This is a genomic window from Kitasatospora sp. Ki12, from assembly GCF_054601375.1.
On sequence record NZ_BAAIHT010000002.1, the window covers coordinates 384,059 to 399,333 of the forward strand.

12 protein-coding genes are annotated in these 15,275 nt (G+C 73.1%); 7 read left to right on the forward strand and 5 right to left on the reverse strand.

Annotated features, from left to right (window positions below; all coding sequences use genetic code 11):
• Positions 1 to 93: 93 nt before the first annotated feature.
• From ACYP53_RS19350 to ACYP53_RS19360, 3 genes are read left to right on the forward strand one after another with little or no spacing between them, the layout of a single operon-like run.
• A complete protein-coding gene (locus ACYP53_RS19350) occupies positions 94 to 1,044 on the forward strand; it encodes an HpcH/HpaI aldolase/citrate lyase family protein (protein ID WP_459648255.1) in 951 nt (316 codons plus the stop codon).
• A gap of 2 nt (positions 1,045 to 1,046) precedes the next feature.
• Positions 1,047 to 2,282 carry an aminotransferase class I/II-fold pyridoxal phosphate-dependent enzyme gene (locus tag ACYP53_RS19355; RefSeq protein ID WP_459648256.1) on the forward strand — a complete coding sequence of 412 codons (1,236 nt, stop codon included), beginning with the start codon at positions 1,047 to 1,049 and terminating at the stop codon, positions 2,280 to 2,282.
• A 19-nt stretch (positions 2,283 to 2,301) separates the two neighbouring features.
• Entirely contained in the window at positions 2,302 to 2,832 is a 531-nt protein-coding gene (locus ACYP53_RS19360) for a MaoC family dehydratase (RefSeq protein WP_189914184.1), read from the forward strand.
• A gap of 51 nt (positions 2,833 to 2,883) precedes the next feature.
• Here the strand turns inward: ACYP53_RS19360 and ACYP53_RS19365 are convergent, their stop codons facing one another.
• The 3 genes from ACYP53_RS19365 to ACYP53_RS19375 all read right to left on the reverse strand — a co-directional run bounded on the left by ACYP53_RS19365 (position 2,884) and on the right by ACYP53_RS19375 (position 7,150).
• A complete protein-coding gene (locus ACYP53_RS19365; protein ID WP_459648257.1) occupies positions 2,884 to 3,864 on the reverse strand; it encodes a quinone oxidoreductase family protein in 981 nt (326 codons plus the stop codon).
• The gene (locus ACYP53_RS19370; RefSeq protein ID WP_459648258.1) at positions 3,861 to 5,186 is read right to left on the reverse strand and encodes a preATP grasp domain-containing protein; all 1,326 of its coding nucleotides are present in this window, start codon (positions 5,184 to 5,186) and stop codon (positions 3,861 to 3,863) included. The genes ACYP53_RS19365 and ACYP53_RS19370 overlap by 4 nt, the downstream gene beginning before the upstream one ends.
• A 245-nt stretch (positions 5,187 to 5,431) precedes the next feature.
• Positions 5,432 to 7,150, reverse strand: a complete 1,719-nt coding sequence (locus ACYP53_RS19375) for a carbohydrate binding domain-containing protein (protein WP_459648259.1) — start codon at positions 7,148 to 7,150, stop codon at positions 5,432 to 5,434.
• 440 nt (positions 7,151 to 7,590) lie between these two features.
• Here ACYP53_RS19375 and ACYP53_RS19380 point away from each other — a divergent pair, with 440 nt between their 5' ends.
• Positions 7,591 to 10,005 carry a lamin tail domain-containing protein gene (locus tag ACYP53_RS19380; protein WP_459648260.1) on the forward strand — a complete coding sequence of 805 codons (2,415 nt, stop codon included), beginning with the start codon at positions 7,591 to 7,593 and terminating at the stop codon, positions 10,003 to 10,005.
• A gap of 100 nt (positions 10,006 to 10,105) precedes the next feature.
• On the opposite strand, the gene ACYP53_RS19385 is transcribed toward ACYP53_RS19380, so the two are convergent.
• Entirely contained in the window at positions 10,106 to 10,966 is an 861-nt protein-coding gene (locus ACYP53_RS19385; RefSeq protein ID WP_189914188.1) for an SDR family NAD(P)-dependent oxidoreductase, read from the reverse strand.
• Between the two features lie 133 nt (positions 10,967 to 11,099).
• Here ACYP53_RS19385 and ACYP53_RS19390 point away from each other — a divergent pair, with 133 nt between their 5' ends.
• From ACYP53_RS19390 to ACYP53_RS19400, 3 genes are all read left to right on the forward strand, one after another.
• Positions 11,100 to 11,456, forward strand: coding sequence for a hypothetical protein (locus ACYP53_RS19390; RefSeq protein WP_459648261.1), 357 nt, complete (start codon positions 11,100 to 11,102; stop codon positions 11,454 to 11,456).
• Between the two features lie 321 nt (positions 11,457 to 11,777).
• Positions 11,778 to 12,641 carry a hypothetical protein gene (locus ACYP53_RS19395; RefSeq protein ID WP_459648262.1) on the forward strand — a complete coding sequence of 288 codons (864 nt, stop codon included), beginning with the start codon at positions 11,778 to 11,780 and terminating at the stop codon, positions 12,639 to 12,641.
• Positions 12,642 to 12,861: 220 nt separating this feature from the next.
• Positions 12,862 to 13,353: a hypothetical protein gene (locus ACYP53_RS19400; RefSeq protein WP_459648263.1), complete on the forward strand. Its 492-nt coding sequence runs from the start codon at positions 12,862 to 12,864 to the stop codon at positions 13,351 to 13,353.
• Positions 13,354 to 13,431: 78 nt separating this feature from the next.
• On the opposite strand, the gene ACYP53_RS19405 is transcribed toward ACYP53_RS19400, so the two are convergent.
• Positions 13,432 to 14,958 (reverse strand): FMN-binding glutamate synthase family protein, encoded by a 1,527-nt coding sequence (locus ACYP53_RS19405; RefSeq protein WP_459648264.1) that lies wholly within the window; start codon positions 14,956 to 14,958, stop codon positions 13,432 to 13,434.
• Between the last annotated feature and the right edge of the window lie 317 nt (positions 14,959 to 15,275).

Here is a 15,275-nt window from a genome sequence, read left to right on the forward strand (position 1 = left end):
CGAGTTGATGTTCAATGTCCAGCCGTACGGCGCCGAACAAAGCCGGTGGGATAGAACCGGGACCCGCAGCCTTCGCTGACTTCGGAGACATCCATGAAGTTCACGCGGTACTGCCGTTCCCTGCTGTCCACACCCGCGATGGCCGTGGAGCGGTACACCAAGAGCCACCAGTCCGGGGCCGACATCGCCATGGTCGATCTGGAGGATTCGGTCCCGCCCGCCCGGAAGGAGGAGGCCCGCCGGCTCGCCGAGGAGTTCTTCGCCCTCCCGTCCACCAAGCTCGCGCGCAGCGCGGTGCGCATCAACGCCCTGTCCGGGCCGGACGGCCTGCGCGACCTGATCGCCATCACCCGCTACCGGGTCAAGCCGGACCTGGTGCTGATCCCGATGGCCGAGTCCCCCCGGGACGTCGAGATCGCCGCCGGCGCGCTCGGCCCGGACTGCCCGGAGACGGAGTTCCTGGCCGTCGTGGAGACCCCGCTGGGCATCGAGCACGCGCCCGCGATCGCGGCCGCCGGGCACCGGCTGCGCGGGCTGGTCTTCGGCTCGGCCGACTACGCCTTCGCGGTCGGCGCCCGGCTCTCCTGGGAGGCCCTGGCCCACGCCCGCGGACGGATCGTCAACAGCGCCCGCGCCGCGGGGGTGGAGGCGATGGACGCGCCGTTCTTCGAGGTCGCCGACCTGGCCGGGCTGCACCGGGAGGCCGGTCTCGCCCGGGACTTCGGGTTCAGCGGCAAGATCGCCGTCCATCCGCGCCAACTGGCGCTGATCAACGAGACGTTCAGTCCGGACGAGGAGCTGCTGGCGCGCGCCCGGCGGGTCGTCGCGGCAGGCCTGGAGAACGGCCGCTCGGTCACCGTGGTGGACGGGGTGATGGTCGGCATGCCGTTCTTCGAGGCCTCGCAGCGGCTGATCGAGCAGTTCGACCCGCCTCGGCCGGACGGCTCGCCCCGACCCGACGGCGCGCCTCAGCCGGACGGCCCGCCCCGACCCGAGAGCAAGCCCCGACCCGACAACACCCCGAACCACGCGACGGAGACGTGACGATGACCGAAGAATCGATCCTGGGCCCGCGCCGGTACCGCAACGCCGAGGCCATGCTGGCCGCCGCCGACCCGGTCTGGCAGGCCGCCGCCGCCAACGGCCTGATCGGCATCACGGTGGACTCGGAGTCCAACAACCGGCTGATCGTCCGCGAGACCGGCCACGAGTTCGCCAACATGGTCTCCTGCGCGTACCTGGGCCTGAACAACCACCCCTCGGTCGCGGCCGCCGCCGTGGACGCGCTGGCCGAGTCCCGCAGCACCTGGCTGGTCACCTCCACCACCCGGATCCGGCACAACCTGCTGGTGCGCCTGGAGGAGGAGCTGGGCGAGCTGTTCGGCGCGCACGTCCTGCCGGGCGCGTCCTGCACCTCGCTCACCGCCGGCATCCTGCCGCTGATCGCCTCCGGCCACCTGGACGGCACCTGCCAGGGCGGCGGCGGCCCGCGGGTGATGGTCTTCGACCGCTTCTGCCACTTCTGCATGGCGTACGTGAAGCCGATCTGCGCGGACGAGTCGCTGGTGCTCACCTGTCCGCACAACGACCTGAACTACCTGGAGGACATCTGCCGCAAGTACCCGCGGGTCGCCTACGTGGCCGACGGCGCGTACTCGATGGGCGGCGCGGCGGCCCTCGACGGGCTGCTCGAACTCCAGGACCGCTACGGGCTGTTCCTCTACATCGACGACTCCCACTCGCTGTCCATCATGGGTGAGCGGGGCGAGGGCTTCGTCCGCTCCCGGCTGGAGATGAACCCGCTGACGGTCATCGTCGCCAGCCTCGGCAAGGGCTTCGGCACCGGCGGCGGCGTCGCGATGCTCGGCAACCGCGAGCAGTTCGAGTTCCTGCACCGGCACGCCGGCCCGGTCGGCTGGTCGCAGAACGTCGCCCTGCCGCTGGTCGGCGCCTCGCTCGGCAGTGCCGCCATCCACCGCTCCCCGGAACTCGCCGACCTCCAGGCCAGGTTGAACCGCAACATCGACCTCTTCGACGAGCTGCTGCCGACCACCTTCGCGGGCAACGGCCTGCCGGTGCGCCGGGTCGACGTCGGGGACGCCGAGCAGGCGGTCAAGCTGTCCGCCCAGCTCTTCGAGCGCGGCTTCTACAGCTCGGCGGTGTTCTTCCCGATCGTGCCCAAGGGCGAGGCCGGGCTCCGGCTGATGATGCGGGCCGACATGGACAAGCGGCTGATCCGCGAGTTCGCCGGGCACGTCAAGGAACTCACCGCCGATCTCTAGGACTTGGGGGAACGCCGTCATGGACGGAACCGAACCGGCCGGCTACCGGCGGATCGGCGAGCGCCGCTACCGCGAGGTGGTCGGGCGCTACTACGAGGAGTTCGAGGTCGGCGAGGTGGTCGAGCACCGCCCCGGGCGGACCGTCACCGAACTCGACAACGTGCTGATGAGCATGCTGAGCATGAACGACGCCCCGCTGCACATCGACGCCGCCTACAGCGCGCACACCCCGTGGGGGCGGCCGATCGTCTCCAGCCTGGTGACCCTCAGCATCGTCGGCGGGATGACCGCCCGCTCGACGAGCGGGCGCACCATCGCCAACCTGGGCTGGGAGAACATCCGGATGACCCACCCGGTGTTCACCGGCGACACCCTCTACGCGGAGACCGAGACCCTCGCCAAGCGGCTGTCCAAGAGCCGGGACGGGCAGGGCATCGTGAGCTGCCGCACCACCGGCACCAAGTCCACCGGCGAGACCGTGGTGGTGTTCGAACGCAGCTTCCTCGTCCCGCTGCGCGGCCACGGCCTGGACGAGGTCGCGGGGTACTGAACCGGCAACCGGGCCCGACGGCGGATCGTCGGGCCCGGTCACCGCGCCGGCTCAGTCCTCGCGGCGGACGTCCACCAGCACCTTGCCCATGGTCTCCCGCCCGGCCAGCGCCCGGTGCGCCCCGGCCACCCCGGACAGCGGTACGGTCCGGTCGATCCGCGCCACCAGCCGCCGCTCGGCGGCGAGCCCGAACAGCCGCTCCGCGACGCCGGCGAACAGCACCCGGTCCGCCAGGACGTGCTGGAGCCAGAACCCCAGCAGCCCCGCCGAGCGGTCGGCCAGCTCGTCCACCGAGAAGCTCTCCTCCGCCCCGCCCCGGGCCCCGACCGACAGCAGCCGCCCGAACGGCGCCAGGGCGTCCAGTCCGGCGCGCAGCACCCGGCCGCCGACCAGGTCCACGAACAGGTCCACCCCGCCCGACTCCGCGGCCAGCCGCTCGGCCAGCTCCGGGTCCCCGGGGTCCAGGACCCGGTCCGCGCCCAGCGAGCGGGCGAACTCCCGCTTCGCCGGGGTGGAGGCCAGGGCGAGCACCCGGCCCGCGCCCAGCTCCCGGGCCAGCTGCACCGCCAGGTGCCCCACCCCGCCGGCGGCGGAGGTCACCGCGACGGTCTCGCCCGGCCGCAGCCGTCCCGCCAGGGTCAGCGCGCCGTAGGCCGTCGCCCCCTGTTCCAGCAGCGCGAGCGCCTGCTCGTCGGCCACGCCGTCCGGCAGCTCCACCGTGTGGGCCGCCTCGGCGCGGGCCACCTGGGCGTACCCGCCGCCGGAACGCAGCAGCGCGGCGACCCGCCGGCCGTCCCCGCGCCGCCGGCCGACCACGTCGGCGCCGAGCACGGCCGGCAGCGGGTAGCGCGCGTACTCGCCGGTGCGGCAGTGCAGGTCGGCGTAGTTGAGCCCGGCCAGGGTGACGTCGATCAGCACCTGGCCCGGGCCGGCCACCGGCTCCGGCACCGTCTCGGTGCGGAACTCCTCCGGCCCGCCGTAGCGGTGGATCACCGCCGCCCGCATCCCGCCGTCGGCCGTGTCGGCTCTCATCCGGCGAAGAGCGCGAGCAGCGCGGTCTCCAGGGCGCGGGTGCCCTCCGGGCTCTCGGCGATCGTGCAGTACATCACCGAGCCGTCGGCGGGCCCGAAGTCGCAGCTGTAGAGCACGCCGGTGCCGGTCTCCGGGTCGAAGGCCAGCCCGGCCTCGCCGATCGCGGCCACGGCCTCGGCGAAGGAGGGTACCTTGAGGCCGGCCAGCTCCAGGATGTAGCGCGAGCCGCGGTGCTCCTCGCGCAGCAGACGGCCGAAGTAGGCGTCGTGCAGGTGGCTGGAGCCGGTGAGCCGGCCGTTGGTCTCGTGGAAGTAGATCTCGCCCTTGGGGGTCAGCACGGCGTCCGCACTGACCGTGCCGCGGTAGCCGATCACCCGCAACGCCTCGCACAACCGGGCGCCCTGGGCGACGAGTTCGGCCCGCACCTCGGCGTCCGGGGTGACCGGCGGGGTGATCTCCCCGATCACCACCGGCCGCATCACCATCTCGCCGCAGCCGGAGAGCACCACGGCCGCGTCGTCGATCAGGAACTGCGCGTAGAGCGGCGCGGAGTCGGCGAAGTACCGCTCCACCACCACCCGTTGGCCGCGCCCGCCGGTCAGCCAGGTCCACCGCTCGGCGACGTACCCGGCCACCGCCTCCCGGTCCGCCAGCGGCACCACGCGTTCGGCGCCGGCCGCGTCCACCCGCTCGTCCCGGGCTAGGACCTCGTTGCCGAAGCCGCCGGCCTGGAACTCGACCTTCACCATCACGCTGTGGCCCTGCGCCAGCAGCTGCTCGATGGCGTCCTCGACCTCCGCGGGCGAGCCGGCCACCCGCCCGGGCGGGATCGGCACCCCCACCCCGGCGGCCACCGCCCGGAACCCGGCCTTGCTGTTCACCAGGGCGTTGCCGCCCTGCGCGGCGAAGGCCTGGCCGGGCATGGCGTGCGCCAGCCCGAGCGCGGCCGCCAGCTCGGCCACCGCGCCGTTCGGCGAGATCGCCAGCACCTCCTCGACGGTGCGGCCCGCCAGGACCCGGCCCAGCTCGGCCCGGAAGACCGGGTCGGCCAGCCGGTCGGTGGTGAGCACCTGGTCGCCCTGGGCGCCGGGCGGCGGCAGCACGAAGGTCAGGCTGTCGGCCCGCACCCCGGTCAGCCCGGTGACGTACGCCAGGTACTCCGGGTCTGGCCCCCAGGGCAGCACCAGGACGTCCCCGTCCTCCGCCCACCAGAGCATCCGCTGCGCCCCGCACCCGGCGTACAGCTGCTCCAGCGGCGCCATCCCGGTGAGGTCCCCGACCATCTCCTCGGTGCGGTTGTTCGCGATGCAGAGCGTCGTCATCTGGTGCACTCTCCCGGGGTTCGGCGCTGTCGCGGCCCTGGTCCCACGCACGGCACGGGTGTGGCGTGCGCTACTGGTGTAGCGCACCGGGGTTGTTCTGGTTCGGCCCTCGGTCATTGAACAAAACGCCGAACAACCGACGTCCCGCGCACCGGGGCACGCGGGACGTCGGCGGGGCGGGCGCGGGGCGTCGGCGGGACGTCGGCGGGGGCGTCAGCCCTGTTCGGCGGGGTCCCGGCGGTCGGTCAACGGCCCTGAAGGCGCTTGACGTTGTCGCCGAAGGTCCAGCCGCGGGAGCCGTCCCAGTTGATCGACCAGGTCATCAGGCCCTTCAGCGATCCGCCGAAGGCGTTCCAGGACTGGCCGACCAGGCCCGGGTCCAGGTAGCCGCCGCCCGCGCCGGGCTGGGCCGGCAGGCCGGGCACCTGCTTGTCGTACGGCACCTTGACGGTGGTGCCCTGGATCGTCAGGCCCTTGTTCAGGCAGGTGGTCTGCGCGGTGAAGCCCTGGACGGTGCCGGCCTGGTACGAGTCGCCGGAGCAGCCGTACATGCTGCCGTTGTAGTACTGCATGTTGAGCCACCAGAGCCGGCCGTTGTCGGCGTACTTCTTGACGATCGGCAGGTAGGCGCCCCAGATCGAGCCGTAGGTGACGCTGCCGCCGGTGACGTACGCGGTCTCGGGGGCCATCGTCAGGCCGAAGCCCGCGGGCATCTGGGCCAGCACGCCGTCGATGATGCGGATCAGGTTGGCCTGGGAGGCGGACAGCGTGTTGATGTCGCCGCTGCCGGACAGGCCGGTCTCGATGTCGATGTCGATGCCGTCGAAGTTGTACTTCTTCAGGATCGGGACGACGGTCGCCACGAAGCGGTCGGCGACGGTGCTGGAGCTCAGGTCGATGCCCGCGGCGGCGCCGCCGATCGACATCAGGATCGTCGAACCGGCCGCCTTGGCCTGGCACATCTCGGCGGGGGTCGACACCTTGACGCCGGCGTCCATGCCGTCCTGCCACTGCACGGTGCCGTCCGAGAGGATCACCGGGAAGGCGGCGTTGATGACGTTGTAGCCGTGCGCGGCCATCCGGCTGTCCGTGATGGGGACCCAGCCCATGCCGGGGTGGACGCCGTTCGCAGCGCCGTCCCAGTTCTCCCAGTAGCCCTGCAGGACCTTGCCCGAGGGCTTGGGCTTCGTCGGGCAGGTGTCACCCGGCGGGGTGGTCGGCGGCGTCGTGGGCGGGGTGGTGGGTGGGGTGGTGGGTGGCGTGGTCGGCGGCGTCGTCGGAGGGGTGGTGGGCGGGGTGGTCGGCGGTGTGGTGGTGGGGGTCGCGGTCGGTGTGGGGCTGCTGCCGCCGGGGCCGGCGAGCGAGACGTCGTCCGCGTAGAACGCGGGCTGCCCGTACCAGCCGTGCAGGTAGACGGTGACCGAGGTGGTGTTCGCCCCGGTGCTGAAGCCGACGCTGAGCTGGCTGTACGTCGCGGCGCTCGGGGTCCAGGTGGACTGGGCGCCGGAGAGGCCGGTGCCGGTGGCGCCCAGGTAGACGTAGCTGCCCTGGACGTAGGCGCTCAGCGTGTACTGGGAGTTGGGCTGCACGCTGACGGTCTGGGAGCACTGGGCGTCGTCCTGGCCGGTCGGCGTGGCCCGGAGCGCACCGGAGCCGGCGTGGACCGGGCTGCCGACCGGCGTGCCGGAGCCGCCGGTGCAGGTCCAGCCGGAGAGTCCGTTCTCGAAGCCGGGGTTGGCGACGAGGTTGGCGACGAGGTCGGGGGTGGCGGCTCCGGCCGTGACGGTGCCGGCCGCCGCGAGCCCGGCCCCGATGACAGCGGCGGCGCTCACCCCGGCCAGGGCGCGCTTGAGGACGGTCGGTGCGGGCCCGGTGGAGCCGGTCCGGTGGGCCCGGGTGGCGCGCTCCACGGCGGGGCGGGCATCGCTCGACGGGCGTGGAGTGCCCGGCCTTCGACGGAACATGCTGTGCTCCCTTCCCGCCGAGCGCCACGGGGCATGAGACATGAGGCATGCGGTGTGGGCATGCGCATGACCATCGCGTGGGGGCGTGACGCCCGGCTCTGGGTGAGGTGGGGGGACATGTGGGGCTGTGCCGGTCCGGATCGTAGGAGGGGCGGCACAGCCCGTCAATAGGTCTGGACCAATTCTGGCGAGTACCGGCGATCCGACCGGTCGGGACGACGCCGATCCGGAGGCGACCTCAGGGGCGGACCAGGCGTCAATTCCGGAACAGAATCTCCCACTTGTCGCGCGTAGAAACGTTCTTCCGCCGTACGTCTGGCCGTTGCCCGACACGGACGGTAGGCATCTGGTGGCGCTGCTACAACCTCAGCGCCCGACCTTTCCCATCCGCGCTCACACCGCCGGGCCACGAACCCGGACGGTGGTCAGGAGTAGGCCTCATGCGGAGCACCCCGAACCCCCGGAGCACCCCGAGAACGCCGAGTACCCCGAGAACGCCGGGATTCCGACGCCGGACCCTCGCCGCGGCCTCCGCCGCCGCCGTGGTGGCGGCGCTGGTCGCCCTGCCCGCCGGCGCGGCCCAGGCGGCGTCCCCCGACATCGTGATCAGCCAGGTGTACGGCGGCGGCGGCAACTCCGGCGCCCCGTACGCCAACGACTTCGTCGAGCTGTACAACCGCGGCACCGCGCCGGTGACCGTCACCGGCTGGACGGTGCAGTACGCCTCGGCCGGCGGCTCGTCCTGGTCGCGGACCACCCTGTCCGGCACGATCGCGCCCGGCCACTACTTCCTGGTCCAGGAGGCCGCCGGATCCGGCGCCGGCAGCGCCCTGCCGACGCCGGACGCCACCGGCACGATCGCCCTGTCGGCGACCTCCGGCAAGGTCGCGCTGGTCACCAACGGCACCGCGCTGACCTGCGGTTCGGGCTGCGCCACCCAGCCCGGGGTGAAGGACTTCATCGGCTACGGCAGCAGCGCCACCTCCGCCGAGGGCTCCCCGACCGGCAACCTGTCCAACACCACCGCCGCCCTGCGCGCGGGCGGCGGCACCACCGACACCGACAACAACGCGGCGGACTTCGCGCTCGCCACGCCCACGCCGCGCAACTCCTCCTCCACCGGCGGCGGTGGCACCGGCGGCACCCGCATCCACGACATCCAGGGCGCCGCCCGCACCTCCCCGCTGGCCGGCTCCGCGGTCAGCGCGGTGCCCGGCGTGGTGACCGCCGTCGGCCCCAACGGCTTCTGGTACCAGGACCCGCAGCCCGACAGCGACCCCGGCACCAGCGAGGGCGTCTACGTCTACACCGCCGGCGCGCCCACCGTCGCGGTCGGCGACTCGGTGACGGTGAGCGCCACCGTCAGCCAGTACCGCCCGGGCGGCACCGGCGGCACCACCAACCTGTCGATCACCGAACTCACCGCGCCCACCGTCACGGTGGTCGCCCACAACGCGCCGCTGCCGGCCGCCACCCTGGTCGGCCCGGGCGGCCGGATACCCCCGTCCGCGGTCATCTCCAGCGTCACCTCCGGCGACGTCGAGACCGCCGGGAACTATCAGCCCGCCACCGACGGCCTGGACTTCTGGGAGTCCCTGGAGGGCATGCGGGTCGAGATCGACGACGCGGCCGTGGTCGGGCCGACCAACAAGTACGGCGAGCTCCCCGTCGTCCCGCAGGGCAGCACCACCCGGACCAACCGGGGCGGCATCCTGCTCCAGGCCGGTGACGGCAACCCGGAGCGGGTCGTCCTCGGCAAGGCGCTCGCGCCCACCCCGACCGCGAACACCGGCGACACCCTGACCGGCGCCACCGTCGGCGTGCTCGACTACGCCTTCGGCAACTTCACCCTCCAGGTCACCGCCACCCCGGCGGTCACCTCCGGCGGCACCGCCCCCGAGGTCACCACCGCGCCGACGGCCGGTCAGCTCGCCGCCGCCACCTTCAACGTGGAGAACCTCGCCCCCTCCGACCCGCAGAGCAAGTTCGACGGCCTCGCGGCGGGCATCGTCACCAACCTGCGCTCGCCCGACCTGGTCGCCCTCGAGGAGATCCAGGACAACAGCGGCGCCACCGACGACGGCACGGTCAGCGCCACCCAGACCATCGCCAAGCTCACCGCGGCCATCACCGCGGCCGGCGGCCCCGCCTACTCGTACCGCGAGATCGACCCGGTGGACGGCCAGGACGGCGGGCAGCCCGGCGGCAACATCCGCCAGGTGTTCCTGTTCCGCACCGACCGCGGCCTCTCCTTCACCGACCGCCCAGGCGCCGGCTCCACCACCGCCGACTCCGTGGTGAACGCGGGCGGCACGCCGCGGCTCGCCTACTCCCCCGGACGGATCGACCCTGGCAACGCGGCCTTCTCCTCCAGCCGCAAGCCGCTGGCCGGCGAGTTCCGCTGGAACGGCAAGCCGGTCTTCGTGATCGCCAACCACTTCAACTCCAAGGGCGGCGACCAGCCCCTCTTCGGCCGCTACCAGCAGCCGTCCCACCCCTCGGAGAGCCAGCGCCACGACCAGGCGACCGCGGTGAAGGGCTTCACCGACCAGATCCTGGCCGTCGACCCGAACGCCTCGGTCATCGTGCTCGGCGACCTCAACGACTTCGAGTTCTCCCAGACCGCCGACATCCTCACCGCCGGCGGCTCGCTCACCGACCTGCCGCGCACCCTGCCGCTGCCCGAGCGCTACACCTACGTGTACGAGGGCAACTCGCAGGTGCTCGACCACATCCTGATCTCCCGCGCGCTGGCGGCCACCTCGTACGGCTACGACATCGTGCACATCAACAGCGAGTTCAGCAACCAGCTCAGCGACCACGACCCGCAGGTGGTGCGCATCCCGCTGCCGTAACGGGCCCGGCCCGGGCGGTGCCGGCCTCCCCCTCCCGCGCACTCGGGGGGGGAGGCCGGCACCGGTCCGTTCCAGGGCCCGGCGGTGGGCATGCCGGGGCTCAGGAGGCGGGTTCCCGGGGGACGATCCGGTGGTTGAAGGGGACCGTGCCCGGGTCCAGGGCGGTGGCGCCGCCGTCGACGGTGAGGGTCGCGCCGTTGACGAAGGAGGCCGCCGGGGACAGCAGCCAGGCGATGGCCTCGGCGACCTCCCGCGGGTCGGCCGGACGGCCCGCCGGGAGCAGCCGGGTGGCCTCGGCGTAGGCCGCGTCCAGACCGCCGTCGCCGGAACCGTCGCCGACGCCTCCGCCGGCACCCTCGCCGTCGCCCAGCCGCGCCTCCTCCGCGAAGCGGGCCATCCGGCGGTCGGCCATCTCGGTGCGCACCCAGCTGGGGCACACCGTGTTGGCCCGCAGCCCGCGCGAGCCGTAGTCGACGGCCAGTGAGCTGCACAGCTGCAGCAGCGCCGCCTTGGACGCGGCGTAGGCGGCGTTGCCCGTGCCGTTGCGCAGCGCCGAGACGGAGGCCACCGCGACGACGGCGCCGCGGGCGCGCAGCAGATGCGGCAGGGCCGCCCGCATCGTCAGGAACGGACCGGTGAGGTTGGTGCGCAGCACCAGGTCCCAGTCCTCGTCGGAGGTCTCGCCGACGCCGCCGCCGCGGCCGACCCCCGCGTTGACGACCAGTCCGTCGAGCCGCCCGAAGCGGGCGACGGTGCTCTCGACGAGGTCGCGTACGGCCTCGGGGTCGGTCGTGTCAGCCGGGTGGGCCAGCGCGCCGGTCCGCTCGGCGACGCCGTCCAGCGGCTCGCTCCGCCGCCCGGAGACGACGACCCGGTGACCCCCCTCGCACAGCAGCCGCGCGGTGGCCGCGCCGATGCCCGTACCGCCGCCTGTCACGATGACAACTCGTTGTTCCGCCATGGACCTTCCCCTCCGATCGACCGCAAACCACCAGCTGTATCACAGGGCCCCGGCCGGACCGTGGCCGGACGGTGGTTCGTCCGGATGGCCACCGGCGGGTGCGGCGCGCCCGACCCCCGGCGACGTTGGGGGGATGGACACCGTCATCGTGCTGGAACCCGACACCCCGACCAACGTCCGGATCCTCGGACCCGACCGCAGACCGGCGGACCCCGAGAACCCGGTGCGCCGTGCCCACGCCGCCCCGGCCGAGGCGTCCGGCCTCTGCGGCCCGCACACCCTGTGCGGCCTGGACACCTCCGACATGACCATGGCGCCACGACATTCCACCGAAACCACCGCCGACCGGCCACGGCACCGCCCCCACTGGAGCACCTGCGGCACCTGCCGCACCGCCGAGGAGCGAACCGGGCCCCGCACACCCCACCCGGCCGCCCCCCACACCCCTCCCGAGGACCCCACCCCCACCGGCGAGGACCCGGCCTCCTGACCCACCCCCGGCGGCACGGCCCGAGGCGGGGAGCCCCGGGCCGGCGGCCGTGGTCCTCCGAATGCCCGAACCCCGGTAGCGCTCGGCAGAGCGGCGAGGAGGCTGGAAGGAGTACGGCAGTTCCGGGCTCCCTCCAGCGGTGAGACCGACGGTCGTTCCAGTTGTCCGTCTCCAGGAGGTCCCGTGGCTTACCCGCTCTCCCCCGGTCCCGACACCGCGATCACGCCCGATCCGGTACCCGACTCCCCCGGCGCCCCGTCCGGTGCCTTACCGCCGTCCCCCGGCCCCGCGTCCGAGGCGTCACCCGGCGATGAGTTCGCCGTGACGATGCTGGAGGCGGCCGCGGCCCGGCCGGTCGAGGAGGTGGCCGAGCTCCTGCGCCACCTCGGGTCCGAACGGACCTCGCGGCTCACGCCCGCCCTGCAGCGGGCGGCGGCCACCCGTCCGGTGGAGGACCTGGCCCGGCTGCTCGCGCTGCTGCGGCCCGAGGCCCCCGCCGGCGCCGACGCGATCCTGCGCACGGCCGTCCTCACCCGCTCGGCCGACGACGTCGCGCTGCTCGCCGCCCTCCTGAGCACCGACCCCGCCAGCGGCATCCAGGACGCCCTGCGCGAGGCCGCGGCGGTCCGGCCCGTACCCGACGTCGCCCACCTCACCCAGCTGCTGCACTCCACCCCCACCGCCTCCGGCCCCGCCACCGAGGCCGCGACGGAGGAACCGGAGACCGAGGAGCCCCCGGAGGATCCGGATGCCGGCGTCCGGCCACCGGTCGACAACGGGCGCCGTCCTTTGGCCCGCCTGCGCGGGGCACGCTCGCCGCTGCGGTGGTCGGCGGCCGCCGCCCTGGTGGCCAGCGCCGGACTGCACCTGTCGATCGTGTTCCCCTACTGGGGCCAGAGCCCGGCCGCCGATGCCGGGTTCAGCACGGCCGCCGTCCTGTGCCTGGTCCTGGCCGGGCTCGTGGTGCTCCGCGACTCGCTGTGGCTCTGGATCGCCGCCGCCGTGACGGGCGTCTCCACCGTCGTCGGCTACCTGATGTCCGACAGCATCTTCGTCCTGGACCTCGGCACGACGATGACGCCGTGGCAGACCGGCCTCGGCTTCGCGACCATCGCCTGCGCCCTCACCCTCCTCGCCCTGACCGCCCTCCTCGCCACCACCCACCGACGCCGCCGCCCCGCGTGACCCATCTCACCCACGACGAGGTTTGGAGCACATCCGCGCCAGCTCAGGGCGGTGGCGCGAAGGCCTCGGAAACCGGAACTCCACCGATCGGATCGGGCCTTTGCCTTCGATTGGTTGACCGGGGTGGCATGCACACCTAACTTTCCGGAGCAATGCAACGGCTCAGGGCGCCCAACCGGGCACCCTGAGCCGTAGCCCGCTTCGGGAAGAAAGGGACAGCATGTTCCGGAACCTTCGGGGAGTCAGGACGACGGCGCTGCGAGCCGTCGCCGTCACGGCCGCGTCATCGGCCCTCCTCCTCATGGCGCAGAGCGGCACGGCCAATGCCGCGTGGAAGAACGGCCCGATGTTCAACGAGGCGAAGCAGCAGTGCCTTGACGCCGGTGGCTACATCAGCACGTACCCCTGTAACGGCTCCGGCGCCCAGTGGTGGCACGACATATCCCCCGCGGGCGCGAACTACTACCAGCTCCAGACCAACTCCGGCTACTGCCTCGACCCGGGCGTGGGCAGCAACAACGGCGAAGGCCCGTGCAACGGCGGCGACTACCAGCACTGGACGAAGGGGGCCTCGAAGAACATCAACGGCCAGACGTACTACGTCTTCGTGTGGTCGCACGACTCCAGGAAGTGCCTGGACGGCGGCCAGACCGGCAACGCGGTCGCCAACTGGTGCAACGGCAGCGCCTACCAGTTCTGGCTCTGGAACTGACGGTCCGGCGGAAAGACCGGCGCCCTCCGCGCGACCGCTGTGGTCGTGCGGAGGGCGCCGTCCGTGCCCGCGGGCGGGTCAGGCGGCCGGGCCGGGGGTGAGCAGGGTGGTGATCTCCTCGGCGAGGCGGGGGCCGAGCTCGCCCCAGCCGTCCTTGTAGCCGTAGACGCCGGCCAGGGTGCGGGCCTCGTAGTCGCCGTTCATGATCTCGATGTCGTCGGCCGTGATGAGGGCCGGGTGGGCGACGCCGACGGCCGAGGAGACCTTCATCAGTTCCCGGCGCAGGGTGCGCAGGTAGTTGGCGGCCCGGTCGGCCTTGGAGGCCGGGTCGAGGCCGCGGGCGAGCCACGCGTTCTGGGTCGCGATGCCGGTGGGGCACTTGTCGGTGTGGCACTTCTGCGCCTGGATGCAGCCGATCGACAGCATGGCTTCGCGGGCCACGTTGATCATGTCGACGCCCAGGGCGAAGGCGACCGCGGCGTTCTCGGGCAGGCCGAGCTTGCCGGAGCCGATGAAGGTCAGGTCGTCGGTGAGCCCCAGCTCGGCGAAGGTGCCGTAGACCCGGGAGAAGCCCATCCGGAACGGCAGCGACACCGAGTCGGCGAACATCCGCGGCGCCGCCCCGGTGCCGCCCTCGCCGCCGTCGATCGTGACGAAGTCGACCCCGCGGTCGCCCCGCGCCATCAGGGTGGCCAGCTCCTGCCAGAAGCCCATGTCCCCGACCGCGCTCTTGACCCCGACCGGCACGCCGGTCTCGGTGGCGAGCAGCTCGACGAAGTCGAGCATCGAGTCGACGTCGCCGAAGGCGGTGTGCCGCGACGGGGAGGCGCAGTCCTGACCGACCGGGATGCCGCGGATGGCGGCGATCTCCGGGGTCACCTTGGAGCCCGGCAGCATCCCGCCCAGGCCCGGCTTGGCGCCCTGGGAGAGCTTGATCTCTATCGCCTTGACCGGGGCACCGGCGACGACCTCCTTGAGCTTGTCCAGGTTGAAGCCGCCGTCCTCGTCGCGGCAGCCGAAGTACGCCGTGCCGAGCTGGAGGACGAGGTCGCCGCCGTTGCGGTGGTACGGCGAGAGGCCGCCCTCGCCGGTGTTGTGCATGGTGCCCGCCTGGGCCGCGCCCTTGTTGAGCGCGGTGATCGCCGCGCCGGAGAGCGAGCCGAAGCTCATCGCGGAGATGTTCACCACGCTGGCCGGCCGGAACGCCTTGGCGCGGCCGCGCGGACCGCCCAGCACCTTGGCCGAGGGCAGCGCGGCCTGCGGGTCGTGCGCGTCGGGCAGCGGCCCGGCGAAGGTGCGCTGCTTCAGGTAGGCGTGGCCCTGGACGTGCTCGACGTCGACCTCGGTGCCGAAGCCGAAGTAGTTGTTCTCCTCCTTCGCCGACGCGTAGATCCAGGTCCGCTGGTCGCGGCTGAAGGGGCGCTCCTCCTCGTTGGAGGTCACGATGTACTGCCGCAGTTCCGGCCCGATCCGCTCCAACAGGTAGCGGGCGTGCCCGGCCACCGGGAAGTTCCGGAGCAGCGCGTGCTTCTTCTGGACGAGGTCGCGGGCGGCCAGAAGCGCCACCGCTGTCGCGGCGGCCGCGCCGATCTTCCGGGCTTGCATGGACGTTCCTCCTCGGTGCGCGACTCCGTTCCCCGTGCGGTGGAGTCGTCGTGCGGTAGGGCGGGTCTGCGCACTGATCGTAGGAGGCCGTCCGAACGGGCGTGCGGGCAGGGGGCGGTCGGGCCGGCGGTCGGGCCGGCCGTGGACGGGGGCCCGCCGGTGCCGGTGGCGGCGGGTGGTGCCCGGGTGTCGCGTGGTGCGCGGCCTGCCTGGCGTTCCGGCAGCGAGCAGGCCGCATTCAGCCGCCGTACACCCGGTTTCCACGTTGTGTCGCCAGAGTTCCGCCTCGTGCCTACCTCACACTCGCGCGTCGGCGT